The 24,793-nt window shown below is 53.7% G+C and carries 22 protein-coding genes; 8 read left to right on the top strand and 14 right to left on the bottom strand.

The window, feature by feature from the left end:
- Nucleotides 1-23: 23 nt before the first annotated feature.
- From G9Q73_RS18110 to G9Q73_RS18085, 6 genes are read right to left on the bottom strand one after another with little or no spacing between them, the layout of a single operon-like run.
- Entirely contained in the window at nucleotides 24-1,466 is a 1,443-nt protein-coding gene (locus G9Q73_RS18110) for a type I restriction endonuclease (protein ID WP_177421025.1), read from the bottom strand.
- A gap of 5 nt (nucleotides 1,467-1,471) precedes the next feature.
- The gene (locus G9Q73_RS18105) at nucleotides 1,472-1,705 is read right to left on the bottom strand and encodes a hypothetical protein (RefSeq protein ID WP_177421024.1); all 234 of its coding nucleotides are present in this window, start codon (nucleotides 1,703-1,705) and stop codon (nucleotides 1,472-1,474) included.
- Nucleotides 1,706-1,708: 3 nt separating this feature from the next.
- Nucleotides 1,709-2,875 (bottom strand): restriction endonuclease subunit S, encoded by a 1,167-nt coding sequence (locus G9Q73_RS18100; protein ID WP_177421023.1) that lies wholly within the window; start codon nucleotides 2,873-2,875, stop codon nucleotides 1,709-1,711.
- On the bottom strand, nucleotides 2,865-4,394 hold the full coding sequence (locus tag G9Q73_RS18095) for a type I restriction-modification system subunit M (protein ID WP_177421022.1): 1,530 nt from the start codon (nucleotides 4,392-4,394) through the stop codon (nucleotides 2,865-2,867). The genes G9Q73_RS18100 and G9Q73_RS18095 overlap by 11 nt, the downstream gene beginning before the upstream one ends.
- A gap of 5 nt (nucleotides 4,395-4,399) precedes the next feature.
- Nucleotides 4,400-5,011, bottom strand: coding sequence for a restriction endonuclease subunit S (locus G9Q73_RS18090; RefSeq protein WP_177421021.1), 612 nt, complete (start codon nucleotides 5,009-5,011; stop codon nucleotides 4,400-4,402).
- A gap of 21 nt (nucleotides 5,012-5,032) precedes the next feature.
- The gene (locus G9Q73_RS18085) at nucleotides 5,033-5,311 is read right to left on the bottom strand and encodes a hypothetical protein (RefSeq protein WP_177421020.1); all 279 of its coding nucleotides are present in this window, start codon (nucleotides 5,309-5,311) and stop codon (nucleotides 5,033-5,035) included.
- Between the two features lie 283 nt (nucleotides 5,312-5,594).
- Here G9Q73_RS18085 and G9Q73_RS18080 point away from each other — a divergent pair, with 283 nt between their 5' ends.
- Together G9Q73_RS18080 and G9Q73_RS18075 are read left to right on the top strand one after the other, a co-directional pair.
- Nucleotides 5,595-6,248 (top strand): type IV toxin-antitoxin system AbiEi family antitoxin domain-containing protein, encoded by a 654-nt coding sequence (locus tag G9Q73_RS18080; RefSeq protein ID WP_177421019.1) that lies wholly within the window; start codon nucleotides 5,595-5,597, stop codon nucleotides 6,246-6,248.
- A 43-nt stretch (nucleotides 6,249-6,291) separates the two neighbouring features.
- Entirely contained in the window at nucleotides 6,292-7,092 is an 801-nt protein-coding gene (locus G9Q73_RS18075; RefSeq protein ID WP_369408924.1) for a nucleotidyl transferase AbiEii/AbiGii toxin family protein, read from the top strand.
- A 360-nt stretch (nucleotides 7,093-7,452) separates the two neighbouring features.
- On the opposite strand, the gene G9Q73_RS18070 is transcribed toward G9Q73_RS18075, so the two are convergent.
- The 3 genes from G9Q73_RS18070 to G9Q73_RS18060 form a co-directional block, all read right to left on the bottom strand.
- Nucleotides 7,453-7,704 carry a hypothetical protein gene (locus tag G9Q73_RS18070; RefSeq protein WP_177421017.1) on the bottom strand — a complete coding sequence of 84 codons (252 nt, stop codon included), beginning with the start codon at nucleotides 7,702-7,704 and terminating at the stop codon, nucleotides 7,453-7,455.
- Nucleotides 7,705-7,812: 108 nt separating this feature from the next.
- A complete protein-coding gene (locus tag G9Q73_RS18065) occupies nucleotides 7,813-9,837 on the bottom strand; it encodes an AAA family ATPase (RefSeq protein ID WP_177421016.1) in 2,025 nt (674 codons plus the stop codon).
- Nucleotides 9,834-13,427 (bottom strand): AAA family ATPase, encoded by a 3,594-nt coding sequence (locus tag G9Q73_RS18060; protein WP_177421015.1) that lies wholly within the window; start codon nucleotides 13,425-13,427, stop codon nucleotides 9,834-9,836. The genes G9Q73_RS18065 and G9Q73_RS18060 overlap by 4 nt, the downstream gene beginning before the upstream one ends.
- 231 nt (nucleotides 13,428-13,658) lie before the next feature.
- Here G9Q73_RS18060 and G9Q73_RS18055 point away from each other — a divergent pair, with 231 nt between their 5' ends.
- The 5 genes from G9Q73_RS18055 to G9Q73_RS18035 all read left to right on the top strand — a co-directional run bounded on the left by G9Q73_RS18055 (nucleotide 13,659) and on the right by G9Q73_RS18035 (nucleotide 18,737).
- Nucleotides 13,659-15,203 (top strand): tetratricopeptide repeat protein, encoded by a 1,545-nt coding sequence (locus G9Q73_RS18055; RefSeq protein WP_177421014.1) that lies wholly within the window; start codon nucleotides 13,659-13,661, stop codon nucleotides 15,201-15,203.
- Nucleotides 15,204-15,219: 16 nt separating this feature from the next.
- Nucleotides 15,220-16,545, top strand: coding sequence for a tetratricopeptide repeat protein (locus G9Q73_RS18050; RefSeq protein ID WP_177421013.1), 1,326 nt, complete (start codon nucleotides 15,220-15,222; stop codon nucleotides 16,543-16,545).
- A gap of 225 nt (nucleotides 16,546-16,770) precedes the next feature.
- Entirely contained in the window at nucleotides 16,771-17,073 is a 303-nt protein-coding gene (locus G9Q73_RS18045; RefSeq protein WP_177421012.1) for a type II toxin-antitoxin system HigB family toxin, read from the top strand.
- 7 nt (nucleotides 17,074-17,080) lie between these two features.
- Entirely contained in the window at nucleotides 17,081-17,461 is a 381-nt protein-coding gene (locus tag G9Q73_RS18040; protein WP_177421011.1) for a helix-turn-helix domain-containing protein, read from the top strand.
- A 718-nt stretch (nucleotides 17,462-18,179) separates the two neighbouring features.
- Entirely contained in the window at nucleotides 18,180-18,737 is a 558-nt protein-coding gene (locus G9Q73_RS18035; RefSeq protein WP_177421010.1) for a PEP-CTERM sorting domain-containing protein, read from the top strand.
- Nucleotides 18,738-18,828: 91 nt separating this feature from the next.
- Here the strand turns inward: G9Q73_RS18035 and G9Q73_RS18030 are convergent, their stop codons facing one another.
- The 5 genes from G9Q73_RS18030 to G9Q73_RS18010 all read right to left on the bottom strand — a co-directional run bounded on the left by G9Q73_RS18030 (nucleotide 18,829) and on the right by G9Q73_RS18010 (nucleotide 24,421).
- Nucleotides 18,829-19,779 carry a hypothetical protein gene (locus G9Q73_RS18030; RefSeq protein ID WP_177421009.1) on the bottom strand — a complete coding sequence of 317 codons (951 nt, stop codon included), beginning with the start codon at nucleotides 19,777-19,779 and terminating at the stop codon, nucleotides 18,829-18,831.
- Between the two features lie 101 nt (nucleotides 19,780-19,880).
- Nucleotides 19,881-22,409, bottom strand: coding sequence for a hypothetical protein (locus G9Q73_RS18025; protein ID WP_177421008.1), 2,529 nt, complete (start codon nucleotides 22,407-22,409; stop codon nucleotides 19,881-19,883).
- A complete protein-coding gene (locus tag G9Q73_RS18020) occupies nucleotides 22,406-22,810 on the bottom strand; it encodes a hypothetical protein (protein WP_178941537.1) in 405 nt (134 codons plus the stop codon). Before G9Q73_RS18020 ends, G9Q73_RS18025 begins: the two co-directional genes overlap by 4 nt.
- A gap of 160 nt (nucleotides 22,811-22,970) precedes the next feature.
- A complete protein-coding gene (locus G9Q73_RS18015) occupies nucleotides 22,971-23,546 on the bottom strand; it encodes a DUF4123 domain-containing protein (RefSeq protein ID WP_177421006.1) in 576 nt (191 codons plus the stop codon).
- Entirely contained in the window at nucleotides 23,543-24,421 is an 879-nt protein-coding gene (locus tag G9Q73_RS18010) for a hypothetical protein (protein ID WP_177421005.1), read from the bottom strand. Before G9Q73_RS18010 ends, G9Q73_RS18015 begins: the two co-directional genes overlap by 4 nt.
- Before the next feature lie 109 nt (nucleotides 24,422-24,530).
- On the opposite strand from G9Q73_RS18010, the gene G9Q73_RS18005 reads away from it, so the two are divergent.
- Nucleotides 24,531-24,737 carry a hypothetical protein gene (locus tag G9Q73_RS18005; RefSeq protein WP_177421004.1) on the top strand — a complete coding sequence of 69 codons (207 nt, stop codon included), beginning with the start codon at nucleotides 24,531-24,533 and terminating at the stop codon, nucleotides 24,735-24,737.
- Nucleotides 24,738-24,793: the final 56 nt, after the last annotated feature.

Raw genomic sequence — 24,793 nt, 5'->3', positions numbered from 1 at the left:
AATCCACTCAAGAAGCGTCTGGTCTACGATTGCCGGCACCATCGACATGATGTCGACCCACTTGTTGTTCTGGGTAGCTGGAGCAGATTGATGAGCTTCGGTGCGGACTGAGGCGGCAAGCGACTCTTTTGAACCTCGTGGATTCCCACGAAGTTCGTCGACGTAAACGCGATGTCCATGAGTTGGTCCAAATTCTGGTTCGCCTCTTCCACACGGTTTGTGTTATCACGCTTTCTCTGGTTTGGACGTTTCTCACCCTCTTTCTTGCTGGCAATGATGGAACCGAAGGCGCCGCCGGACAAAAAGGTATTGGCCAGTTGTTTCTCCAGGTCGATGCGGTCGGTGACGACAATAATGCGGCTTTCCTTCAGAGAGGGATGCAACAATAGCGCCTTGCACAAAAACACCATGGTGAACGACTTGCCGGAACCCGTGGTGTGCCAGAGTACACCCCCCTCACGACCACCGTTGGGCGTATGTTGATTGACCCGCTCAATCAGCGCCTTGATACCAAAGGCCTGGGGGTAGCGCGCCACAATCTTTCCGATCTTCCTGTCGTAGAGCACAAAATAGCGCACAAATTCCAGCAAGCGGTGCGGTGCCAACAGGCTGATCAACAGGCGGTCCTGCTCGGTCGGCAGCTCCTCACCGGCCCAAAGCTGCTCGAAATAGCTGCACACCCTGGCAGGTTTGTCAGCGAACAGGCCGGCGTGCGCTTCCGGTTTCAACGGCATATTCTTGATTTGATGGAAGTGCGCTTCGGCAAATTCCTCTTCCCGCCAGCGAGCCCAGAATTTCCTGATGGTCTTGGACGTTCCATAGCGTCCATCGGTGTTACTGATAGACAGGAGCAGTTGAGCATAGGCGAACAGACCCGGGATTTCATCGTTTTTCTGATTACGGATGGACTGGCTGATACCCTCGTCGATCATGTTCTTGTTGGGGTTACCGGAATCCGGGCGCTTGGCCTCGATCACCACCAGCGGCAGGCCGTTTACAAAGCAGACCAGATCGGGACGACGGGTATGGGTTCCGGCTGTGCTGAGCACCTCCATCTCTTCCGTGACCAGGAAGCTGTTGTTTGTGATCTCATCCCACTCAATAACCGGAATGGTTGGGGAGTGTTTCTTGCCGTCAATAAACTCGGTGACAGTGATACCCAGACACAGCTTGTCATAGATGCGTTCACTGGCGGTCAACAGGCCTTCGTTCAGGCCGGGGGAGGAGAGTTCGCGAACGATCTGTTCAATGGCGTTGGGGGAGAGCGGATACTCTTCCCCCTTATATTCAAAACGGCGTCTCTTCAGGCTTTCGATCAACTCATCCTTTAGCACTACCGAGCGGTTGCCTCCGCGTTTTTTCAGGCAGGCTGCGGGAGAGAGATACTCCCAGCCCAGGGCCAGCAAGGTCTTCAGCGCCGGGATGTGGCTGCTGTATTGTTCTTTGGTTTCAGGGAGCGTAGACATTATCGTTAAACAGTTGCCAGCATGACCATATTCACCATCTGGGGAAAATGGTCTCCTATTGCCTGGCCCGATTTCTTGCAGGCCGCCATGGCCTTTTTGACGACACGCTCGAATTTTTCCCATCTGCTGTAGTCAAGCACTGACTGTAACTCTCTGGCAGTCCAGAACTCTACACCTCCATCCTGCGTATGCTTCAGGCTTTCAAAGGTTTGATGGTGTTGTGTAACTTCCTTATTCATCACTCAATTCTCATCGATTTCGCTCTTATCCAATATCACACGACGTTTGCCGGTGAGGAGTTGTTGCATGAGGGCTTTTTTTTGGCCCTTGAGAGAAAACAACTGTTTTTCAAGATTCTTGGTTTCTTTATCCTGATCATCTAATACCACTGCGGTACGTAGTTGCTCGTCTTTTTCATTTGGAATGAAAACCCGAAACTTTCTGATATCGGCTCCATTTACTGCGTCAAAAGTACTCCCTTGAGACAACCTTATCCATTTTGGCTCGTGCGCAAGAAGCAGTTGATAAATGAATCTTGTTGACGATGACGTCTTCGCAGTAATAGCTGCTATGCCACGTCCTATACAAGCATGGTGCTTAGAAACTGAAACCATACCTACTGGCGCGCGCACGCTCAGTAGAACGTCACCAATACTGCATTCTTTCGTTATTTGTGAGGTATAGACTCTAGGAGAGGAGAAACGGTTTCGTATATCCGCATTTCCTTGAATTAATGGAAGGCCCGCTTTGTCACGGTTATATGATTCAGATTTTGGCGAAGACCCCATTGTGATATCGACAATGATAGATAGCTGAACTTCTTTCCACTTTCCTTCAAACCCCGGAAACCGCTTCTTCCCCGTCAGCAGTTGCTGCATCAGCGCCTTTTTCTGCGCCTTGCTGTTTTTAATCAGCTTTTCGGTGGTTTCAATGGCCTTGTCCCAGGTGGAGAGGATTTGGGCGATTTTGGTTTGTTCTTCAATTCGGGGGACGTCAACCGGGATTCTGGAAAAATCGTTAAAGTAGAGACGCAATCTGTCTGAGGTCAACCCATAGGAATACGCCCAGAATAGATAAATCAGTCGTTGCGTCTTAAAAAGGTATGCTGCAAAAAGCGAATCTACATTTTCCTTCGGAGCTAGAACGATATAGGCCGGACTCACCAGGCCGTCATTCTCTGCAAGGCCAGAAGCACCCTGCCACATTCGCATCATGTTGTAGACGATGTCGCCCTGCTTAATCAATAAATGCTCACTTTCAGAAAGATTCGTATCTGTCTTTCGTTCTAATATCTCACGATTCACAAGACCATCATTAAGCGTCACAGACAGGGTTGGAAGGCCAGCTTTCCCTTTCTCACGCCTGCTAACAAACAGGTCACCAAGTTTTTGGTTTCCCTCATAGACCATAACCCAGCTCCTTGAGGTGCCCTTCCATTTCGACTTCAAGCTTTGCCAAATCCTCCTTTAGTTTTTTTCGCTCCTTCCGCACCGCCACCAAATCAATCTCATCTTCTTCCTCAAAGGTATCCACATAACGAGGTATGTTGAGATTGAAATCATTTTCCTTGATCTCTGCGAGATCGGCGAGATAAGCGTATTTATCGACGTTGTTACGCGCTGCATAGGTAGCAACAATCTTGTTGATATGCTCTTCGGTGAGGTGGTTCTGGTTCTTGTCATCCTGGTATTCACGGCTGGCGTCGATGAAGAACACCTTGTCGTCTCTCTTTTTCTTTTTAAATATCAAAATTGCTGCAGGGATACCGGTGCCATAAAAAAGTTTTTCCGGCAGACCAATAACGGTATGCAATAAATTCTCTTCAATGAGTTTTCTACGGATCTTGCCTTCACTGGCACCGCGGAACAGTACGCCATGAGGCACCACCACCCCCATGCGCCCTGTTTTGGGCTTCAGGGTTTCGATCATGTGCAGAATAAAGGCGTAGTCACCCTTGGTTCTGGGCGGGATGCCGCGGCGAAAGCGGCCATATTTGTCATCCCCAGCGGATGCCTGCCCCCACTTGTCCAAAGAGAAAGGCGGGTTGGCCACCACCACGTCGAAGTGCTGCAGGTTTTCGTTACTGTCCAGCAGGCGCGGGTTGCGCAGGGTGTCGCCCCATTTGATGATGTGGTTGTCTTCGCCATGCAGAAACATGTTCATCTTGGCCAGCGCCCAAGTGCTGCCGATGGCTTCCTGACCGTAGAGCTGATATCTCTTTGAGCCGTTGAAATGTTTTTTGACCTGTCGACCGCATTTCATCAACAAAGAGGCGGAACCACAGGCCGGGTCACAGATGTCGTCACCCTCTTTTGGCTCAACCAGCTCAGCGATAAGTTCGGAGACGGCAGCAGGAGTATAGAATTCCCCGGCCTTTTTTCCGGCGCCGGCGGCGAACTTGTCAATCAGGAACTCATAGGCATCGCCGATGACGTCTCTCTTGCCCACCCGACTGGGGCGCAGGTCGAGTTCGGGTTTATTGAAATCCTCCAGCAGGTGACGCAGCACATCATTCTTCTGTGCCTCGTCACCCAGCTTGGTCGTGTTGAACGAGATATCCTGAAACACGCCGTGGTCGCCGTCGCGCAGTTTACTGCTGTTACCGTCTTCGATGGCATGCAGTGCCTTGTCGATACGTTCGCCGTTGCCCGGTTCGTAGCGTTTGTCGTAGAGCGAATAGAAGTTGGCGGATCGGGGCAGCACAAAACGTTCGTTCTTCAGCAGTTCCTCGATGAGCTCCGGGCTGTCGCCGTGCTCCTTCTGATATTCGTCATAATGATCCTGCCAGACATCGGAGAGGTATTTGAGAAACAGCATGGTCAGGACGTAGTCCTTGTACACGCTGGAATCGACGGTGCCACGGAAGGTGTCGCAGGCCGCCCAGACGGCGTTGTTGATCTGCTTTTGGTCGATGCTCTCTTTGGACATGGCGTTTATTGTTCCAGTAATTGTTGAAAAATGCCGTTAAGCATTTGTTCGCGATTGGCAAGTAACTGTTTGGTGAGTTGTTGTTCCTGTTCCCAACAGCGTTGTACAGAGACAATTTTTTCCTGTGTCGACAGGGGTGGAATCGCTACCGGCAGTGCGCCCAGGCTCTGTTTGTTGAGCATGGGCATGCTGGTGCCGCTACGATGGGTCTGAAAATAGTGCTGCGCCGTACTTTGGTTCAAGTACCAGTTGAGATATTCCGGCGTGATCTTTTTGCTTGTGAGGCGCAATACAAATAGCTGACTGGTGGCAATAACCGGTTCATCGCCCAGCAGGATCGAAGCCCGATAATACTCGCCACGGGCGGGTAACAGGATCTCCCCGGGTTGCACGGTCGCAGCCTCCTTCGCGGCCCTCTTCGTATCAGGCCAGTTGATCCTGGGCAGTTGATCCCCAGTGAGCATTACCCGATCCTTGAGATCCTTGATTTGCAGTACGGGGATATTCCCCGTCGGATCTTCATTGACCCTACCGCGAAAGGTGTACCCCGCCCGGATGTTGGCAATCGTGTTTAGTGGTTTACGCATATAAATAATGGTTTTCTTGATAAGAGCCATCCTTGGCGCTCCTTTTCCGTCTTACACTGTAGTGGCTTCCAGTTTCTCCTTCAGCCACTGTGAGATCTGGCCACCCAGATTTCGCCAGGCAGCTTCCCCGCTCAGGCGAGTTACCAGCAAGCCGTCATCCTGATCCATCACCTGCGCCAGGTTATCCCTGACCTGCTCCGCAGACTGTTGAGTCGTGATGACCCAGTTGGACTCCAGCACATGGCACCAGGGGTAGGCTTTAATGCGCTCATAGAGCGCGTCGTAATTTCTCTGCTTTCGCAGGTCGTAACTGATTTGATACACTCGCATCGTTCTTATTACCTCGTTTCGAAATTGATTGTGACTTGAACATGTGCGGCAGGTGCCAGCCTGCCGCATATCCCACCTCTTGAGCTTTCCTGAAGTTATTCAGTAGAGACTCTATTGCATAGTGGTTGAGGCCATTTTGACTATTCCGCTATTAATGTCAAGAGTTAATTTGCAGTAGCGCATCTACTCCATTCATTGCTTTATCCAAATAGAGGTGTAAACTTCCAGATAGTGGAAGTTTCTGGAATTTTATGGTCCGATAGAATATCAATAGATACCAGCCATGCAGACACTGACGAAACAACTTATAGAGCTGAAACTGGCCAACCGGGTATTTACGGATGCCCAACTGGAGCGGGTGATTGAAGGCAGCAAACAGCGCCGCTATCACTTGGTGAACCGGGCAATCAAGGCCGGAGAACTGCTGCGTCTGCGCCGGGGCAGCTACCTGCTGGCCGAACCTTTTCGGAACCACCCCGTCCACCCCTTTGCCCTAGCCCAGGCCTTTGCACCAGGAAGCTATGTGTCCTATGAAACCGCCCTGGCCCACCATGGCTGGATTCCCGAAGCCGTATATACCACCACCAGTGTGACGCCGGGGAGAAAGTCTCTCGAATACCAACACGGGTCGTTCGGACACTTCTCCTTCCATCCGCTGGCCATTCAGCCAGGGTATTTTCTGGAACTGGTGGATCGCGAACAGTCCAGGAAACAGAGCATGCTGGTAGCTAAGCCTATCCGGGCATTGATGGACCTAGTCTGCCTAAGAAAGGTCGAATGGCAGGGGGTGGAATGGCTGGATGAAAGTTTGCGTATTGATTACGAGTCTCTACGGCAAGTAACGGGTGCCGATATCCGAACCTTGAAACTGGTTTACAAGCATAAGCGCGTAATCCGATTTCTCGATTTGTTAGCCAGAGAGCTAGGCAATGATTGAATTAATCCAACAGCGACTGGAGAGCTACAAAGCCAGCAACCCAGTGGAAGAGGAACAGGCTACCAAAGAGATCCTGCAGGAAGTTGCGTTGTATTCGTTGTGGCGCGCGGGTTTTTTTGAGGTAGCTGCATTTCAGGGAGGCACCAGTTTGCGTATTCTGCACAAGCTGCCGCGATTCTCCGAGGATTTGGATTTCATCCTGAAGGAACCCAACCTCGATTTTGAATGGAGCGGTTATCTCAAAATGCTCCAAGGTGGCCTCGAAGAGTTTGGCCTTCAATCCGAGGTACTGGATAAAAGCCGCATGGATCAGCGGGTGAAAAAAGCGTTATTGAAAGATAATTCAGTAAGTAATCAACTGAATCTTTCTTTCTATCGGGGCCAACCCGGGAAGAAACTGACAATCAAGCTGGAAATTGATATCAACCCTCCGGAAGATTCTGGTTATGAATACGCCTACCTGGATTTCCCTCTGGATTTTGAAGTGTGTCACCAGGATCTGAGCAGTAATTTCGCCCTAAAGATTCACGCCTTACTTTGCCGACCTTATGTAAAAGGACGCGATTGGTATGACTTTAACTGGTATGTGAAGCACAAGACACAACCTAATCTTCCTCATTTACAGGCCGCTTTGTTTCAGTTTGGCCCCTGGAAAAGTGAAAGTGTCAAAGTCGACAGTGACTGGCTGCATCATACGATGATGGAGAAAGTCACCTCGGTGGACTGGAAAGAGGCCGCTACGGACGTTGAGCGATTTCTGAATTCAGCGGAGAAACAGAGCCTGAAGCTTTGGAGCGAGAAGTTTTTCAGAAGCAAGGTTGAGAACTTAATGCGACAAGACTAACTGATCCGTCAACATGATTCGTTGATTTAATAGTGTTGAAATAACATTACGCAAAAAGAGTTCCTGATCCACTGTCCCGGTAACATAGACCAGTAGACGAACCTATTAATCCGGCAATTCTTTAAGTTGCAATATTGTTAAGAAACGCCGTAAATTACTGGATAATCAGTAAGCGGCACACTCTATAGTATTGCCGGGTTAATAATTCACATTATCCCCACCACCAAATATGATTGATCGTCCGATTGTAAGTCTCGATCAAGGCAAGACATAAAATCATTAAGGTACGCACAATAAGTGCTAAGCCATTGATACCACTCTACGGATTGGTTTATTGACCATACAGGTATAACCACGTACTCAGTCTTCGGACTCATCATTGTATTGATTGTGTTCAGTTGGCGGCCGACTATTGAATATGGCTTCCAAATCTTCGTCGGTCAGCTCTTCGACACGCAACGCGCGGCGGTTGTCTCTGTGCATCGCCTGGAAGATTTCATAGGGGATCATCACAGCGTGCGGTACACCTTGCCGTTTAATCATGATTGGCTCCGCCACCTCATGCTGTGACAGGAAATCCGACACAGCGTTTGCATTGATTTCCATCATCATGCCTTCTAACCTCACACCGGTTGCCGGTCCTGATTCCCATCCAGAAAAACACTGGCCGTGTAATCAAGCTGGCCAAAGCAGCCATCATCCAGCCTGCGTCAGGCCCCGCTATCCCCGCGCCAACCGTTCGATTTCAGACCCGTCCAGCACCTGTTCATCCGCCAGCCTGTCGGCAATCCGCTTGATCAGCGGCTTCGAGCGACCCATTTCATCGACCAGATCCCTGTAAAGATCCGTGATTTTCCTCTCAATGCGCTGCTCGTGTTCCTGCGCCGCTTCCTGTGTAAGACCAACACGGAATACGATGTCTTTCAGCTCACCCAGTCCGGAGTACTTGTTGAGATAATTCAGCATGCTTACGGCCTGTGACAGATCACTTTTCGAATCATATTTGCCTGCCATATCCGATACATCGTTTATGCCGAATATCACCTCCTCTGCGGCTCGTCCCGCAAGCAGGATCCGTATCTCATGCAGGTAATCTTCACTTGTCATGGATACGCGCTCATCGTCAAATGCGGCAGTGTAGCCTATGCGACCGTCACTTCGGGGGGCGATGGATACATAACTGATCTCTTTACCCTTGTTCTTACCCAGCAGCCGCATAACGACATGACCGGCCTCATGTACGGCCAGACGCTGGATGGTTTCGCTGTCAAACGGCTCGGATAGCCCTTCGCCACGAGGACGACGCATGATCTCTGCCATCAGGTCATCCTGCCGAATGATATCCTTGCGCTTGCGTGCCCGCCGGGCGGCGCAACGTACAAAAAATTCGATATCAGCACCTGTCAGGCCGAACGACACCCGCGCCAGCGCATCACTGTCGACGTCCGTGGCAAGTTTACCGGCTGTCTTTAGTTCTTTCAGGTGGTAGTTATAGATTCCAACCAGTGCCCGCACCGTCGGATAACCAATGTCCACTACCTGATCGAGCCGCCCGGCCCGTCTGAGTGCCGGGTCAATATTGTCTGCGTAATTGGTTGCACCAATGACGATGATGTCGCCACGACCCGAGAAACCATCGAGTTGCTCCAGCAGATAATTGATGACCGTGGCCTGGTAGGTTAGGCCGTGACTGTCCAGTTTCTCACGGTTGCCGATCGAATCAATCTCATCGATGAACAGGATCGACGGCGCAAAACGCCTGGCCTCTTCAAAGGACTCGCGGATCAGTGCCAAATGCTCACCGAGACCACTGCCTGATTGCCATTTGGATGCACTGGCCGCAATAAATTTTATACCGCAGTCCTTTGCAATCGCCATGGCCAGTGTCGTCTTGCCGGTACCGGGTGGACCTGCCAGCAGTATGCCGCGATCAACGTCATTCCAGTCAATGTGACCATCCAGCGCAAGCTGTATATCCCGTTTCATGTCGAGGGCGATTTCGCGCGCTGCACCCAGGCCATGCAACTCTTCCAGCGACGGTGCGTCCTCCACATCCAGCCGTGACAGGCGTGTCGTGACCCGTGCACGAATGTAGCAAGCTGCATCGCTGGCACTATGTCCCAGGCGTAGTGGTGGTTGTATATCGGTGGGCAGCACGAAACTGTGCCAGCGCCCATCATCCGCCGAGTCCGATGGAAGTTTTTCTTCGAACAGATCTTCAAAGATCTGTTCGAAGTGCTGCGCAGAGGCCACGGGCAGAGACAGAGTAATGTCGATCAGACGGTGGAACTCCAATGGTAACTGGTTGAGGCGGTTGCAACCGATCAGCACCGGGTTATCCGAGGTTTCGATACCGTGTACCAACATCAGACTGTTTTCCACGCTCTGCGACTCATGAAATGAAAGTACCAGTGGGGTACGTGCATCAAATGGCTTGCCATGGCTGGTCTGCCAGTGGCCGGACAACAGCGAGGGCAGAAACACCGGTCGATTGAACTTGACATGTTCCCCTATCAGCTCAATCAGCAGGTGCTCCGCGTAAGGCAGCGAGGATTCGATTGCGATCACCGGGACAACACGTTCGATATATTTTGCAAAGTGTTCGATAATGTCCTCACCGGGTTCGATCCGCATGCGGCGCTGCCACTCGGTGTTATCGGTGAGCGCAGTACGGAACAGTACCTTGAGCCAGGTCTTGTAGACACGGTGGTCGACCTTGGCCAGATTCTTTCTGGCCACCGTCATACCATTCCCTCCCGTCGGGATACTTGCACACCGGGCCTGTTATCAGCCTGTAGCCCGTGCGCCGCAGCCAGTTGTTTCAGCTCTGTTTCAAACAACTCGTGCTTCTCCAGCAAAACATCGCGCAGTGTATGCAACATCTTCTCGTGGTGAGCCAGCTTCTCCAGGATATGCAGATAGGCCTGTTCGAGCAGCTCCTGGACTTCTCCGATGCACTGCTCCGACCCGGGCTGCTGTTGCCAGCGTAACTGGCCCGCGGGACCAAAACCAAGCCTGCAGGCCATATGTTCAGTCCAGCGCACGGCGACAGCCAGATCCGAGCCTTCATTTGAACCGCCCGCACCGCCCGAGATTCCCTCTTTGCCATACACCAACTCTTCAGCAGCACGTCCTGCAAGCAACACCTCGAGGTATTCCAGACAGGCACTGCGGGTCAGGTAATGACGATCTTCCGGCATGGCCCCGGTAAAACCCAGGCTGCCATTACTGCGCGGAATGATCGAGACCATATTGATGCGCACAGGGTAGTGTTTGCACAACAGCATCGCAATGACATGGCCGGCCTCATGTACCGCAGTACGTGCCTGTTCCTGCGGGGAAACGACACGGGTAGTGTCCGGGCTGCGCGGTGCACGGGTAATGGCCGCAGCCAGGTGGCGGTGGCTAATGGATGTGCCTTCCTTGCGTGCGCGACGGGCAGCGTCACGTACAAAAAATTCGATATCCGCACCGGTGGCCCCTAATGCCATCCCGGCCAGAGCCTTTTCATCAACATCGCTGTCAAGGTTGTTCTCCTCAGCATGGGGCTTGAGGTATAAACGGATAATTTCGGCCAGGGCATGGCGGTCAGGGCGCAGTACCTGCACAATCTGGTCAAGACGCCCAGCACGAGTCAGTGCCGGATCGATGTTGCGAACATGGTTAGTCACGCCGATGACAAAGACACCCTCACGGTCAACAGCTCCCTGCAGTTCCTGCAACAGTGCATCCACCACTTGGGTGCAGTAATCACGATTGCGGCCCTCGAATAACTCACGGTTGCCGATGGAGTCGAGTTCGTCGATAAACAGGATACAGGGGGCGTTGCGACGCGCTTCCGCGAAGCTCGCCTGCATAGCGCGCAGATGTCCACTGAGGTCATCCGTGCCGGCGATCCAGCGTGCTGCGCTCGACTGGATAAACCGTATTCCGCAATCACGCGCCAGGGCGCGCGCAAGTAGCGTTTTGCCGGTGCCGGGTTCCCCGGTAAGCAGCATACCGCGATCCATATCCGACCAGGGCATTTCGCCGACTGCTGCGGCGCGAATATCAACAAGCAGGTCCTTGAGAATGGCCTTCGCCTCACCCAGACCATGCAACTCATCGAGTCCGAGGCTCTCATCACTATCAACCTCGGAGAGTCGTCCGATTACCCGCGCCTCAATTGCCGCCAGCGCATCCGCTACCGACCAGGCCGGCCCGGCCTCTTCATGGGTAGCAGTCGTGTTGTAGCGCCGTTGCAGCATTTCGCGTACCGGCTGGTAAAAGTCTCCGGGTGTAACGTAGTGTTGCCATAATGGATTTTCATCGGCATCTGCAGGCCACTCGCAATCGAACAGTGTGCAGAACAGTGTCCTGAATTGTCCCGGCTCAATAGCGCCCAGTGTCAGGGTCACGTCCGTGACCCGTTGCAGCGCGGCTGGAATGATGGATGTGGCATCGCAGCCGATTAGCAGTCCCGCATCCGTTACTCCCAGCTGGTACACCACGACCTCGGGACGCACGATACTCCTGTAGTGATGCATGGATAACACCAGCAGGGAGTCGTCGTCGAGGTCAGGGATAACGCACTTTAGCTCGTCGCTTGGTGAGGCATCCACTTTCGTACGAAAGCGCACACCGCTGGAACGCTTCTCCAGCAAGTCGCCGACGATTTTTTCGATAAAAGATATCGAGGACTCCAGCACCATGACAGGGTACAGGCGGCAAACAAAATCGCTGAAGACCTGCAGCAGACTCTCATCATCAGCTTCCAGGTTGGCTTCGAATAGTGGCGCCGCCTGCCCGGCCCGTAACGCATGCAGCAGCTGCAGCCGCACACATTCGCTCAGGATGGATGCTTCCAGTTCACGCTCGTTAAGATAACCGGGCCACTTGCCCATTTGGCTGGTTTTTCTGATCAGCGCAGCCATATCGGCAGGCTCGACACCACCATCTCCCGTAACGGGAATCGTGCCGCTTATCTGCTGTATCTTGTTACGTTTTGGGTCGTAGGGTATGTCCGTGACGACAGGCGTATCGTCGGTCATCTGCAACTCGCCGCTCGGTTTCAGTTTAAAAGTGTTGCGAAACAGGTCACCACCATACTGATTGAATGCACTGAAATGCCACTGTGTTTTTTCCGGATCACCATACCAGACGACCGGAAACAGCAGACTCTCCAGATTGTCTTCGAAAAGTTGCTCGTACTGTCGTGGGCCTCCACCGACGGAGACCGATGCCTCTTTGCTCTCATCTTGCTCAATGACATTGAGCTCATCCATCCGGTTCACCACACGGAATGGACCCTCTTCTGCATGTACAAAAGTGCAGAAAAACTGCATGTAGTCGATCACGCTACCATTATCGAGCACGAACTGTTCGCGTTCGATAGCTTCGTAAATCGGTGTCGAGCGGCCGCTGAGCGAAAACAGTCCTTGAGCAGACCAAAGTGCATACATGCCAAACCCGATTCCGGGTTTTTCTGCAAGAATACGCAACAGGACGGTGTCTTTGAAAAAGGATAATTTCTGATATGCCAGCGCATCACTGGATGGTGATGCAGCGATTTTGTCGAAACCACCCAGCCGTTTGCGAAGTACCGAATCCATGTTGCCCAGAGGTTTCCATCCTGCACTGAAGTCGAATGTTGGTTTACCCGGATAATCTGCATCGGTTGGCCGGCCCTCGACCAGGGGAAACAAGCCGGCGACAAATTCACCCAGCTCGACATTTACCTGACCTGTCAGTGTCACACTCACCTTTGCCCTTGCAATACTGCGCTGGGAGCGGATCATGGCCGGAAAATGAAAGGTATCATCCTCCCTTCCCCTGGTCAGCGCCGCAGTGGTCAACGGCATAAAATGTTTGTCCAGCAGTTCAATATGTTCGTCGGCGAACCCTTTCTGTTTTGAAATATCCGAGGACTCCAACAGCAGGAAGCGTCCGTAGCGTCCTGCCACATGTGCCACATGTGCCACATGTGCACAGAAGAAACGTACATAATCAAGTACAGTTTCTTCGTTGATGCGGAAGCTGCCAAGCAGGCCAAGCCTCAAAATCGTGGAATTGGTCCAGTCAAGCATGTGCATCTCGTCCGGCCCGACCAGTGCGTAACAGGGCAACACAGGCGTCAGTTCGGGAATGACGAATTCGTAGAGATGGTGACCGGGATAGAAAGGCAGCGGAATTCTGAGCACGCGGTAGGCAAGACTTTCGACCTGCGGGAACGCGCTCCGCTGGAGCTGCGGGATCCTCGACCACACGGTCTGCGCATCCTCATCAGCGACGATCTCCCACTCTCCCGGCGACTCGGGCAAAAGTGAATTTCGTTTGTAGGTAGTCCAGTAAGCCATGTAAGTAATTGATTTTATTATTTACTCTTTTCGTAAACTGATAGTAGTGAAGTTTTGCACAGGAGGCAAAAATAACTTCAGCAACAAGGATCAGTGCTGCGTAATCCAGACTAAGTGAACCTTCAGATCATGAACTGAATGGGTGCTTTTCTTTTTGGTCTCATAATCCCGCATACTAAAGTCCTTGCACTAAAAGTACATAGTCTACGGATCCATCCCCGGACACTGCTAATGACCTCGCACACAACAACCGACCAACAAGAAGATGACGCCGCAGACGGTTCTGAAGTCACCATCGGCGAAGCTCTGCAGATTGCTCTCGAACGCCATCAGCAAGGTCGACTGACGGAAGCGCAACTCATCTACGAGCGTATTCTCGACCTTGCGCCGGAGTACGCCGAGGCACACCACTTTCTCGGGCTGATCAAGGTTCAGTCGGGAGACGCTGAAGGGGCAGAAGAGAATCTCAGACAGGCTATTCGACTCGACCCCGCTTACGTGGCGGCGCACAACAACCTGGGCAACTTTCTACAGGAACAGGGACGGCTGGACGAAGCGGAAGCCGAATATCGACAAGCCATCTCGCTAAATCCTGAGTTCACCGACGCCCACAGCAATCTGGGGGCGGTACTCAAGAATCAGGAGCGATGGGATGAGGCGGAACCGATCCTGCGCCGCGCTATCGAACTGCAACCCGGTCATTTCCAGGCTCTGAATAACCTGGGCATCCTGTTGAAGGAACAGGGCAAACTGGAAGCGGCCCGGCAACTCCTGCAACAGGCGTCAGATCTGAAACCCGATTTTGCCGAGGCCCGCCACAACCTGGGACTGGTCCTCGCGGCCCAAGGTGACTATGAAGCAGCCGAGGCGGCCCTGGAAAAATCGGTGGCCTACGGTGTGGATACCTACGTCAACCTCTGCCGCATCCTTCGGGAGCAGGCCCGATTCGCCGAGGCGATCCAACACTGCCGCAAAGCCCTCGCACTCGATCCCGATTGCTGCGATGCCCTACATCATCTCGGCATGATGCTGGAAGCCACTGGCCAGGTTGGGGAGGCAACGGAAGCGTTCCGGCGCTGGACAGAAGTGGAACCGGACAACCCCTTTGCCAAGCACATGCTCGCTGCCTGCAGTGGCGAGGAGATCCCCATGCGGGCGACTGATCGCTATGTGCAGTCGCTGTTCGACAGCTTCGCTCCCACCTTTGATGCACGACTCGAAGGACTGGAGTATTGCGCCCCCCAAGTCATCGCCGACGCGGTCATCAAGCGCATCTCGTCTGAGAACGACTGCACCACGCTTGATGCCGGCTGCGGCACAGGACTCTGTGGCCCACTGCTCAAGCCCATCGTCTCACGTCTGATCGGTGTCGACCTCTCCCGGAAGATGCTGGAGAAGGCTGCAGAACGGAAGATTTACGAACAGCTGATAAAAGCGGAATTGACCCACTTCTTTCAAACCACACCAGAGCGCTTTAACCTTATCGTCTCCGCCGACACCTTGGTCTACTTCGGCGACCTGCAACCGGTGATCTCCGCCGCCTGGCTCACCCTGCAACCCGGGGGCCTGATCGTCTTTACGCTGGAACGGCTTGAAGAGGAGACCGAGACAGGTTTTCATCTCTCTCCCCACGGGCGTTACAGCCATACAGAGTCCTACATAAAATCCATCCTGCAGGAATCAGGGTTTGGGGAGATCACTGTCACTAACGAAACCCTCCGGATGGAGATGGGCAAACCGGTGGCGGGATTGCTGGTGATTGCCAACAAGAAATAACACAGTTATGGAATAAATGGATAAGTCGAATAAAAAAATATCTCTCGACGATGCTGTCAAGTTGGCAGTGACGCTTCACCGCGAAGGGCAAATCGACGACGCGAGGACCCTCTACCGACGAATACTTGAGGCGGCTCCCGCCCAACCGGATGCGCTCCACTATCTGGGTGTTCTGCAGCACCAAACCGGACGAGGAGAGGAAGCTGTCAAACTGATTCGTGACGCCATCAAATCAAACCCGGCCTACAGGGAGGCCCACAACAACCTGGGCAACGTGCTGAAGGAACTGGGTCGACTGGATGAGGCAAAGGCGGCCTATCGGGCCTGCCTTGCCCTCGATCCAAAAAACGCCGATGCACTCAACAACCTGGGAACCGTGCTCAGAGAACAGGCTCACTATCAGGAGGCGATGTCGTGCTATCGACAGGCCATCGATGTCTCACCCGAACATGCGGATGTATGGCATAACATCGGCAGCATCCTGGTTGAACTGGAGCGCTACGAGGAGGCGATAGATGCCTACCGCAAGTCGATTTCATTCAATGCCCCAAATTCCGCCTCCTACCGCTGGCTGGGTTATTCGCTCTACCGATTGGGCCGACTGGAGGAGGCGGTAGATGTTTTTCGAGAGTGGTTGTTGTTCGATCCTGACAATCCCGTTGCACGGCATATGCTGGCTGCCACTACCGGAGAGAATATACCGGAGCGGGCCTCCGACGCCTTCGTCGAGGAGATCTTCGACAAATTTGCCGGCAGCTTCGACAAGGTCCTGAAAAAACTCGAATACCGGGCACCGGAACTCTTGGCAGAGGCAGTTGCAACCCTTATCCCACAACAAAACGCGGAACTCATGGTACTCGATGTCGGTTGCGGCACTGGTTGGTGCGGCCCCCTGTTGCGCCCATATGCAAGGCGCCTGGTCGGGGTCGATCTCTCCCGAACCATGCTGGAGAAGGCAACGGGTTGCGAGGCCTACGACGAACTGATTGCTGAAGAGCTGACCCACTATATCCAAGCAAGGGAGTCTGTTTTCGACCTGATCGTCTCCGCTGATACGCTGTGCTATTTTGGCGCGCTTGAGGAAGTCACCCATGCATCTTTCGAGGCGTTGAAACCCGGTGGACTGCTGCTGTTCTCCATCGAGATGATCGTCGACCCGCAACCGGGTGACACCTTCATCCTGCTTCCCCACGGCAGATACAGCCATGCGGAAAATTATTTGCGTGATCTGCTGTCGGTCTGCGGATTCGATCTGTTATCCATCGAGAACCATGTCCTGCGTAAGGAAGCAGGCAGGCCGGTGGAGGGACTGATCGTGTCAGTCAGACGACCCCTGCACTAGTGACAATACACAGTACATCAGTCGGGTAGCCGGAGGTTTCTAACCCCCAGCCCCCCACAACACCCTGCATGCGGCTCCACACAGGGCGTTTCACTTGGAATGATGAAGCTTGATCCAACCATCGCGCAGCGTATCTAGCCCCTGAGATTTCAGATAGGCGTTGAACACGGGGTAATACTAAAATTTGAGTTGCGGCAGTCCCAATACGGGACTACCATTAAATTCATGCGTATTATTGCTCTGTCAACCCTGAAAGCATTTTGGACAAATTCACCGACTTATTCAGATTCAATCGAGCCCGGAATGGCTTGGTATCGGGAAACCTTAAAGGCCGACTGGGCTACACCAAATGAAGTCAAAGCCCAGTTCTCGAATGCCAGTATTCTCAAGGGTGGAAGAGTTGTATTTAACATTGCTGGTAATAAATATCGTTTGATAGTATGGATTAATTATCCTTACCGTGTTGTTTATATTCGTTTTTTCGGTACTCACAGGCAATACGATGATATCGCTGCCCAAACAATCTGAGGTACCCATGGAAATTCATCCTATTAAATCCGAAGCTGATTATCAGAATACACTCAAGGAAATTGAATCGCTCATGTCTGCCGAAGCCAATACACCAGAGGGTGACCATCTGGATATCTTGGTTACGTTAGTCGAAGCCTACGAGCGAATTCATTATCCAATTGACTTCCCTGATCCCATTGAGGCTATAAAATTCCGCATGGAGCAACAGGGTCTTACAGTTGATGATCTTGTACCTGCTATTGGGCGCAAAAATCGTGTATACGAAATTCTAGCTCGAAAACGCCCGTTGACTCTCCGCATGATAGAAAGGCTACACGAAACTTTCTCTATTCCTGCGGAGAGTCTTTTAAAGCATAGCGCTAAAAATAGAGACTATGCGGCTTAAACATAGAAGACCAGCGCCTAATCGGGTAGCCGGAGGTTTCTAACCCCCAGCCCCCACCACACCCTGCATGCGGCTCCGCACAGGGCGTTTCACTTGGAATGATGAAGCTTGATCCAACCATCACGCAGCGCATATAGCCCCTGAGATTTCAGATAGGCGTTGGATAATGCCTGCTGTATCCCCGGCGTGTTTGAACTGCGCCATGGGCCTTTGCTGGTAATGCCACAGGCAACCGCTGATTGGACGCTAACACCGAGTCTCATCAAGCTTCTTACTTTGGTGCGAGGTTTTCGCCACTGTCCCCAATAGGCGATCCGTATACAGAGGGCTGGGTATCTGCCGATCGCTTGTTAAGCAGATCTCCACAGATAAGAGCATGAACTTTCCCTAGTTCATGCCCATGCCGGGCGTACACAAAAAATACAACCGTACTGAATAGTAATCCCCCCTTTTCACTCAACTCCAGGAAGAAAAGGTGGCAGGAGGTGAAAGTGGAATTCTTATAACCTGACTCAGATCAATCTATGAACGAAAATATATCGAACCATATTCCCAGATATAGTCTATACAGAGATTAGGAGCGCTGATTTGTCTGAAGGGAGGAGTAGGGCTTCAGTCTTGTGCGATGAGAAGTTGTGACTGTGGCCTGTCCCCTGTAATTTCCTCTTTGTGTGGCGTAAATATTGCGCCGCAAATTTCGCACTTTCGGAGAAAAGTAATGATAAAGACATCCTACGGATTGTTGGTAATGTTACTTGTGACAGTTTCAATGACATTCATGCATGCTGCACAGGCTGTAGTTATCGACTTTGAATCGGCAACTATTGGAACAGATCAAACAGCTAACTACATCGAAGACGGTTTTCGACTATCAGTTCTTGTAGGCGACTATGACGTGAACCCTTCAGATTCCTTCATTGGAGATGGTCAGTATCTGGCATTAGAGAGAACTAACAACGGAATCGAGCAGAGTACAGTTAAACTAGACATGTTCGGTGCATTGTTTGATTTTCAGAGTCTCGTGTCTTCGAGTTTTGGCGGGCGTATTACATTTTCTGATGGTACGTCAGAACTTTTCGGCGATTTTCTTACAGAACCGGTTACGGTAGCATTTTCCGGTCATACCAATCTCACTTGGATTGAATTAAGTTCGCGAAGCAACGACTTCTTTCGCGTTGATAACATCACATTTAACATCCCCGAACCTTCGACCCTCGCATTGACAGCACTTGGCCTGACCGGCGTGGGCTTCGCCCGTCGCCGCAAGAAAGCATAACGCCACATTCTGATTTTCACTCCCTCCCCCCACTTGCCTGGCTGGTCAATTGGGGGGCAAGTAGAATGGCACTTCAATCTTCCAGAACCCCCTACTCCGTGACAGCGAGTGGGAAAGGTCCCCGGAACCCAGCGCCAAGATCGCTGTAGACTTGGTAGTTCCCCGGCGGAACCGGGTGCCCCTGGGCTCCGAGCTCGGCCACGAACCGGGCATTGTATACAGTTTCGCCCTCTGGGTTCCTGGCCTCTTGAACCGGTACAAATGCGGAGACGATGACCGGTGGCGCATCGAGACGGACGAGGATCAGATGCCAGGAGAGGAGCAGTCGATCCCCCTCGGCCCGGACGAGACCCTGTCTGGTCGCCATCTGGGCGGCTACGCGAATCTCGATACCGCGGCTCGCTGAGCCGGTCGCCGGCACTGTGATCTCGGTGTCGACGGTTGGGCTGCAATCCAGCTCATGACGAACGAAGTCACTCTCCAGCGACATGGATGGCTCTGTCCTGGTTACTCCGTCGAGTTGGATGTCGACTGTGTTTGAGCAGATATCGTAAACCACTGCGGTTATGGAGTTTAGCCCGGGGTTCAACCGGCCGGCCATTTTTTCAAGTAGATCTACCGCATCGACCCCCGAACTCGTGGAAGTGGCATTCAGCTCGTCTGGCGGCTCTCCCACTCCCGAGGGTCGCTGTTGGTGCCCACGACGCATGTCGATGAAAGGAAGAGAGAAGATGAGCGCACCTGTCCTATTGTTCCTCACGAAGAAATAGGTGTTTGGGTCAGGGTTAACCTGCCAGGCGCGCAGACCCGTCTGAAACCTGCCCAGAAAGAGGGGAACCCTACTCTGCGCCTGCAGATCCACTCGTCGAGGAGCCCCAAGCGCCACCTGCGGTCGCAATGCATCCGCTGCGCCTGTTTCCCCGCTCTCGACGATCTCGGACAGGGCGTCCTGGAGGTCGAGCAGTTGGTCATCGGTCAGCGAGAAGTACGCTTCGTCGGGGAAGCGCAGCAACTCAGCTATCCGTTCATTTACTGTAATCATCTCTTGCCCCTCACTGTTGGCGCTCGACCAGTCTGCATCTGCTGCACCAAACCAAATGGTCGATGCGAGCAGTAGAGAAATTAGAACAGAACGCAGCAGAATCATACCGAAGACATGTCCTGTACGAGCACATAGGGATGGCACACAGAACAGTAGCGGTTAAGCGATCCCGGCTGCGGTCCACTCTCATACATCAGGCATTTCTTGCCCGCGAAGTTGCAGTGCGAGCCATCCTTGTCATATTGCAGCTTGTGAACAGGGATGCCCGCCGGCCGCACCTTCGCAACCTGCTTGAACGAGTGCCCAAGCTCGTGGTTGATCGTGTTGATGAAGTCCTGCTCGTCATTCGGCGTGTACGCGTTCACGATTCCATCGGCGTAAGAAGTGCCGAGAAACGATTGGCAATGACGCACGGCGAGTCCGCGAATACGTATCCGGGTCTTGCTGACGGCGACCGTAACACCCGCCGGAACCTTGATCCTGACCGTCTCGGGATCACTGCGACCTGGGTTCAGATCCAGGTCGCGCGCTGCCAGGTTCCCGCTGCTGCGATTGCCCCAGGATCCGGGAGTGGGCGGGGTCCCGGGGGGGGATCCTGGCGGTACCGCAGGCGGCGTCCAGTCCTCCGCCTCCCATCGCCCCTGCTTGAGGAGCGTGCCGCCAGCCAAGGGTGGATCGAGGATCCCCTTTCCGACATCGACCGTGATCGGAAAAACCGTTGATTCCTGCCATGCGATGTTCTTGGAAGCTGTGTTGCCGCCCTTGATCCAGAGGGCGTGGGCATTCAGCATCGGGACCATCACCGGCTTGTCCTTCTCGCTCTTCGCCAACTTGAAGAATTTGCTCTCATTGTCGTCGCCCACGACGAGCGCATCGCCGTTGTCGTTTGGATAGTTGTTCACGTACCTGTTGGTGGCGGAGTCCCAATAGTAGCTCACCATGTGCTTGGGGTAGATCACACGGGGTCGCAAGCGGTTTGCCGTTCTGCGTTTCATCTCGACGCGCCGTGCCGCCAACATGACCCCCTTCACGTCTGAGTAGGTGTCTGCCGCGTTGCCGAACCCCCTCACCGTGATTCCCCTGACCTTGACCTCTTTGTACCAGAACTTCCGCCAAACCTGGATCGGATCAGCCCGCATTACCGGCTTGCGCTTGCCGAGATCGGCATGACCATCGATATACTTCGCCAGATGCGGATCCTGTTCGATGTACGCTGCCAGATAGAACTTGTCGCCGCCGAAGCGTGAGAGGGTCACTTCCTTCTTCGCATAACCCTTCCTGTTTGTCTTCTTCGACAGGTGCAGGATCTTTTGTCGGTTGCTCTTGTCGTTGTGCTTGACGGCTTTCGTGATGTCCTTCCAGACCCATTTGTTCGACGGCGCACCGGTCGGCATGTCCTTACCCCAGTTGGCCGCCTTGCGATTGTCTTTGTGCTCGACCAGCATGAAGTGCACTACCACACCTCTGAGCTTCTCGGTGAGCTGGACACCCAGCGTGATCTTGCGCCCGTTCGGATCGGACTTCATGTTGATGAAGAAGCGGTTATTTACCGCGTCCCAGGCATTCGCCCTGCGCCTCGGGGGTCTGTACTCAAGCTTCACCTCCTTGATCTTGACGACAGTACAGCGTGACCAGTCGCCGTTGTGCTTGGCCTTCTTGGGCAGTCCGCCGGCGGGGCGATCCAGACCGAGGTCAAGGCGCGCGTCGCGCCATCGCTTCGTACTCGAACCTCCCTCCAGCCAGACCGTCTTCTCCGCCGCCTTGAGGTCAGAAACCTTGTACTTCAGGGGGAACGGCTTCTTCGTGCCGTCAAACTCCTTGTCGAAGATCGCCAGGGAGCCGGAATCGTTCTTCTCGCCCAACACCACCTCATAGGCGTCAGTGCCTTCAGGCCACTGACTGGCATCGAGCTTCTTGATGATGAGCTTCGCGCGGCCAAAGTGCGCTCCCGACTGCTCGTGCAGCAGTCGCCCCTTCTTGACCTTCTCCTTGTCCGACAGCTTCTTCTGATCCGGCAGCACCTTGTTCTTCAGGTTTGTATGGTAGGTGCTGAGTGGCTCCTCGTCGGGGTTGACCCTCAATGCAGCCACGGCCGCTGGATCGTGTTGATGGACCAACAACTCGAGCTCGGCAACCCCCATCTCCTGCTCGGCGGGGTTGTCCTTGAGCTTTATCTTCGCATCCCCGGGATCCTCCAGCGTGAGCTTTACCTTGAACTTGCCCGCGGTGACGCCGCGAAGCCACAGCTTCTTCTTTGTCCCCCCCGTGAGCTGCTTGTGTGTAAGGCCCTTCTTGAGCTTCTTCCTGCACTTCTCATCGAGGAAGACCTCCACATTCGCGGGGGAGACCGTGAGTTTGCCCTTCTTTTCCCAGGGCTTTTCGCCCTTGTTGCTCTGTGTGGCCCACACCAGGATGTACGTGGGGTCGGGGTGGATGTGGCGCTTCTTCGGCTCCCTAGTCTGATGCTTGTATAGCTTGCGATCGAGCAGGACGACCTTGTGCTCGAACTCGATGTGCGGTGTGACGTGGTTAAGTGGGCAAGGCTTCTCACCGGAGTTGTTGGCCTCGTTGGAAGCGGCCTTTGCCGCCCTGAGGTTACCGGCCCTGTTCTGCACCGCAGGCCCATTCATCGTTCCGGTCCTCCATCCCCACTCCCGGGTCCCAGCGGCTGCTCGTCGCGATTCACGCCTTCACCCTCATCTTCGTCGTCTTCTTCTTCGTCTTCTTCGTCTTCTTCTTCGTCTTCCGGTTCAGCCTCTGCGTACTCATCCTCGTCCGTCTCATCCTCCTCGACTACCTGAAAGTCCTCCTCGTCCTCAACCCCGAGGCTTGCCTCCGGATCCAGCTCAGCCATGGCCGCCTCGAAGAGGGCATCCATGGTGAACTCACTCCAGGCGCCGGCCGCCTCGGCGACGAGTTCAGCGGCCCACGGGCGGGTTTCGAAATCGCGCTCGAAGGTGAACGCCAGGTCGACATAACTGCAGATTTGCGGCCCCTCGGTGAGACCACGGCGCCGAGCCTGCTGTGCCATCTCACGGATGAAGTCGAGCGTGCCTCCGGTGCCGAGCGTTGCGCACTCCGTCGGAAAAAACTGTCGCGCGTGGTCGACAAGCCATCTCTCAAATGAGGCTCTCGCCAGAATCTCTTTCTGTGTTGCCCGGATAGTCAGCATGCGGATGGCCATCCTTTCATCAATCTGCAGGTTCAGGGGACGGAGCGGGTTTGAAAGAGAGGCTCTGCGCAGTGACGCCCGTTGTCTTGGGAGTATAGGTGACCAGACTGCCGCCATCCTCGGCTTCGGCAACCATCTGCGGCACTGGCCCAAAAAACTGCCTCGCCTCGTCACCCGTACAGGTCGGCAGATAGACTCGCAGCACTCTCGGGTCGTAGAAGCGAAACATCAAGATACGGCCCGACTCGTCCTGGATCCGCAACAGCGTGCGAAAATGGCGGCGGTGCTGCTCCAGCGTGACATCGACCGGCACGATGGTGAAAAAGCCCCAGCTCTCTCCCCAGCCTGTCTCCAGCAACTCTCGGGTGAAACGTGCATCGGGTGCCAGGTGAACCACATAGGGGGCAGCTGCCTGCATGCGTGCTGTAAGTCGTCCTGAGAAGAGGCAGGCGTGTTCCAGGCGGCTTAGTCGTACCATCGGCTCGATGCGCCGGTCGCGCCCCCCGTCCAGCACTGCGTAGACCTGAGGGCCGGTCAGGCTGTCGCCTTCCGGCCACAGGTAATCGATGATCTGTTGGACACTGTCACCACTCATGCGGCACCCTGCGCCTCCGCTTCTTGGCTGCGGCGGGCCTTCTCGCACTCTTCGCAGAACGGGGCGCCATCCTTTGCGGCACTCTCCAACGTCGCAGCCTGTTGGTTCTGGTCAACCTGAGCCAGGTTCTCATCATTCGTCGGTTTTGGTGGCGGTGGGCTGGGTCGTGCACGTGGCGCAGGGGGCGGCCGGGTCGTGCTTTTGTGTTCCACGAGCCGATAGGTGCTGACTCGAATAAGCTCCGGTCGCCAGGTGAGGGCCTCGGCCATGCGGCTGGCCTCCTGCATCCAAACCAGACAGGCAGTCATAAATCGCAGCCAGACCTCGATTCTGAACAGACCGGCTATCCCCCGCAGACCGAAGAGATTGGGCGTAAGGGTATTGATCAGCCCCAAGCAGAAGTGTTCTTTTTCGGCGTCACCCAACTGGATGAAGTGGGTATGCAAGAGCGCCTGGATGCCCGCTCCATCATGGCCGCGAATGGTGATCAGCAGTTTGTAGTATGCCGGAACGGTTCCGGCGCCGATCAGCGCCTGCAGGCCAGCTATCTCGTGGCTTAACCCACTGGCGAAGCGCTGTGCATGCCTGTCGCTGATCTGGTGCTGCTGAAACAGCGGCGGCAGTGCCTGAATGCATCGCTTGCATTCGGCCAGATATTTTCTACGTAGTTGAGTATTCTGGATCCGCCTATCGGCGAAGTGCTGGGTTGCATTTACCAGCCGCGCGAGGGCAAGTGCTACAAATTGGCTTGTTGTGGGGGACTGCAGGGAGAGTGGACCGGGGGACGAGCTGGCCGTAATGCACAATGTACCGCTATCCACCATGGATGGATCTGCTGCCATGCCAATCGGTCCGGGAATGCGATTATTTGCCATTAGGCTGACTCCCTTAGTCATCTCGCCACTTTCGTGACTTTGAGACTCGATCATTTTCGATCAAACAGTCAGATCCTGCAAGCGATTCTTCCGTGGCGGCACACAAAACATGGGCTACTTTCTGCAGGAACAGGGACGGCTGGACGAAGCGGAAACCGAATATCGACAAGCCTTCCCGCTAAATCCGGAGTTCACCAGCGCCCACAGGGAGATAGGCAAACCGGCGATTATTCTAATCGCGATCTCTCAATCCTCTGATATCGGAAAATTCCTACACTCAGATCAGGCGCTGCCGATTATTTTTCTTCCAAAATAGACCTACACTTAAAAGTGAGTAGGGGATCGGGAATATGACTATGACAGTGCAGCAAA

The organism is endosymbiont of Lamellibrachia barhami, from assembly GCF_011947365.2.
Lineage (GTDB): Bacteria > Pseudomonadota > Gammaproteobacteria > Chromatiales > Chromatiaceae > QGON01.
Note: the sequence above shows the minus strand (reverse complement) of the source record. Positions and strands in the feature narration are given on the sequence as shown.

Excerpts from the sequence above, each read along its gene's own strand:
- G9Q73_RS18110 (WP_177421025.1), bottom strand. The coding sequence starts at position 1,466 with ATGTCTACGCTCCCTGAAACCAAAGAACAATACAGCAGCCACATCCCG.
- G9Q73_RS18105 (WP_177421024.1), bottom strand. The coding sequence starts at position 1,705 with ATGAATAAGGAAGTTACACAACACCATCAAACCTTTGAAAGCCTGAAG.
- G9Q73_RS18100 (WP_177421023.1), bottom strand. The coding sequence starts at position 2,875 with ATGGTCTATGAGGGAAACCAAAAACTTGGTGACCTGTTTGTTAGCAGG.
- G9Q73_RS18095 (WP_177421022.1), bottom strand. The coding sequence starts at position 4,394 with ATGTCCAAAGAGAGCATCGACCAAAAGCAGATCAACAACGCCGTCTGG.
- G9Q73_RS18090 (WP_177421021.1), bottom strand. The coding sequence starts at position 5,011 with ATGGCTCTTATCAAGAAAACCATTATTTATATGCGTAAACCACTAAAC.
- G9Q73_RS18085 (WP_177421020.1), bottom strand. The coding sequence starts at position 5,311 with ATGCGAGTGTATCAAATCAGTTACGACCTGCGAAAGCAGAGAAATTAC.
- G9Q73_RS18080 (WP_177421019.1), top strand. The coding sequence starts at position 5,595 with ATGCAGACACTGACGAAACAACTTATAGAGCTGAAACTGGCCAACCGG.
- G9Q73_RS18070 (WP_177421017.1), bottom strand. The coding sequence starts at position 7,704 with ATGATGATGGAAATCAATGCAAACGCTGTGTCGGATTTCCTGTCACAG.
- G9Q73_RS18065 (WP_177421016.1), bottom strand. The coding sequence starts at position 9,837 with ATGACGGTGGCCAGAAAGAATCTGGCCAAGGTCGACCACCGTGTCTAC.
- G9Q73_RS18060 (WP_177421015.1), bottom strand. The coding sequence starts at position 13,427 with ATGGCTTACTGGACTACCTACAAACGAAATTCACTTTTGCCCGAGTCG.
- G9Q73_RS18055 (WP_177421014.1), top strand. The coding sequence starts at position 13,659 with ATGACCTCGCACACAACAACCGACCAACAAGAAGATGACGCCGCAGAC.
- G9Q73_RS18050 (WP_177421013.1), top strand. The coding sequence starts at position 15,220 with ATGGATAAGTCGAATAAAAAAATATCTCTCGACGATGCTGTCAAGTTG.
- G9Q73_RS18045 (WP_177421012.1), top strand. The coding sequence starts at position 16,771 with ATGCGTATTATTGCTCTGTCAACCCTGAAAGCATTTTGGACAAATTCA.
- G9Q73_RS18040 (WP_177421011.1), top strand. The coding sequence starts at position 17,081 with ATGGAAATTCATCCTATTAAATCCGAAGCTGATTATCAGAATACACTC.
- G9Q73_RS18035 (WP_177421010.1), top strand. The coding sequence starts at position 18,180 with ATGATAAAGACATCCTACGGATTGTTGGTAATGTTACTTGTGACAGTT.
- G9Q73_RS18030 (WP_177421009.1), bottom strand. The coding sequence starts at position 19,779 with ATGATTACAGTAAATGAACGGATAGCTGAGTTGCTGCGCTTCCCCGAC.
- G9Q73_RS18025 (WP_177421008.1), bottom strand. The coding sequence starts at position 22,409 with ATGAATGGGCCTGCGGTGCAGAACAGGGCCGGTAACCTCAGGGCGGCA.
- G9Q73_RS18020 (WP_178941537.1), bottom strand. The coding sequence starts at position 22,810 with ATGGCACAGCAGGCTCGGCGCCGTGGTCTCACCGAGGGGCCGCAAATC.
- G9Q73_RS18015 (WP_177421006.1), bottom strand. The coding sequence starts at position 23,546 with ATGAGTGGTGACAGTGTCCAACAGATCATCGATTACCTGTGGCCGGAA.
- G9Q73_RS18010 (WP_177421005.1), bottom strand. The coding sequence starts at position 24,421 with ATGGCAAATAATCGCATTCCCGGACCGATTGGCATGGCAGCAGATCCA.
- G9Q73_RS18005 (WP_177421004.1), top strand. The coding sequence starts at position 24,531 with ATGGGCTACTTTCTGCAGGAACAGGGACGGCTGGACGAAGCGGAAACC.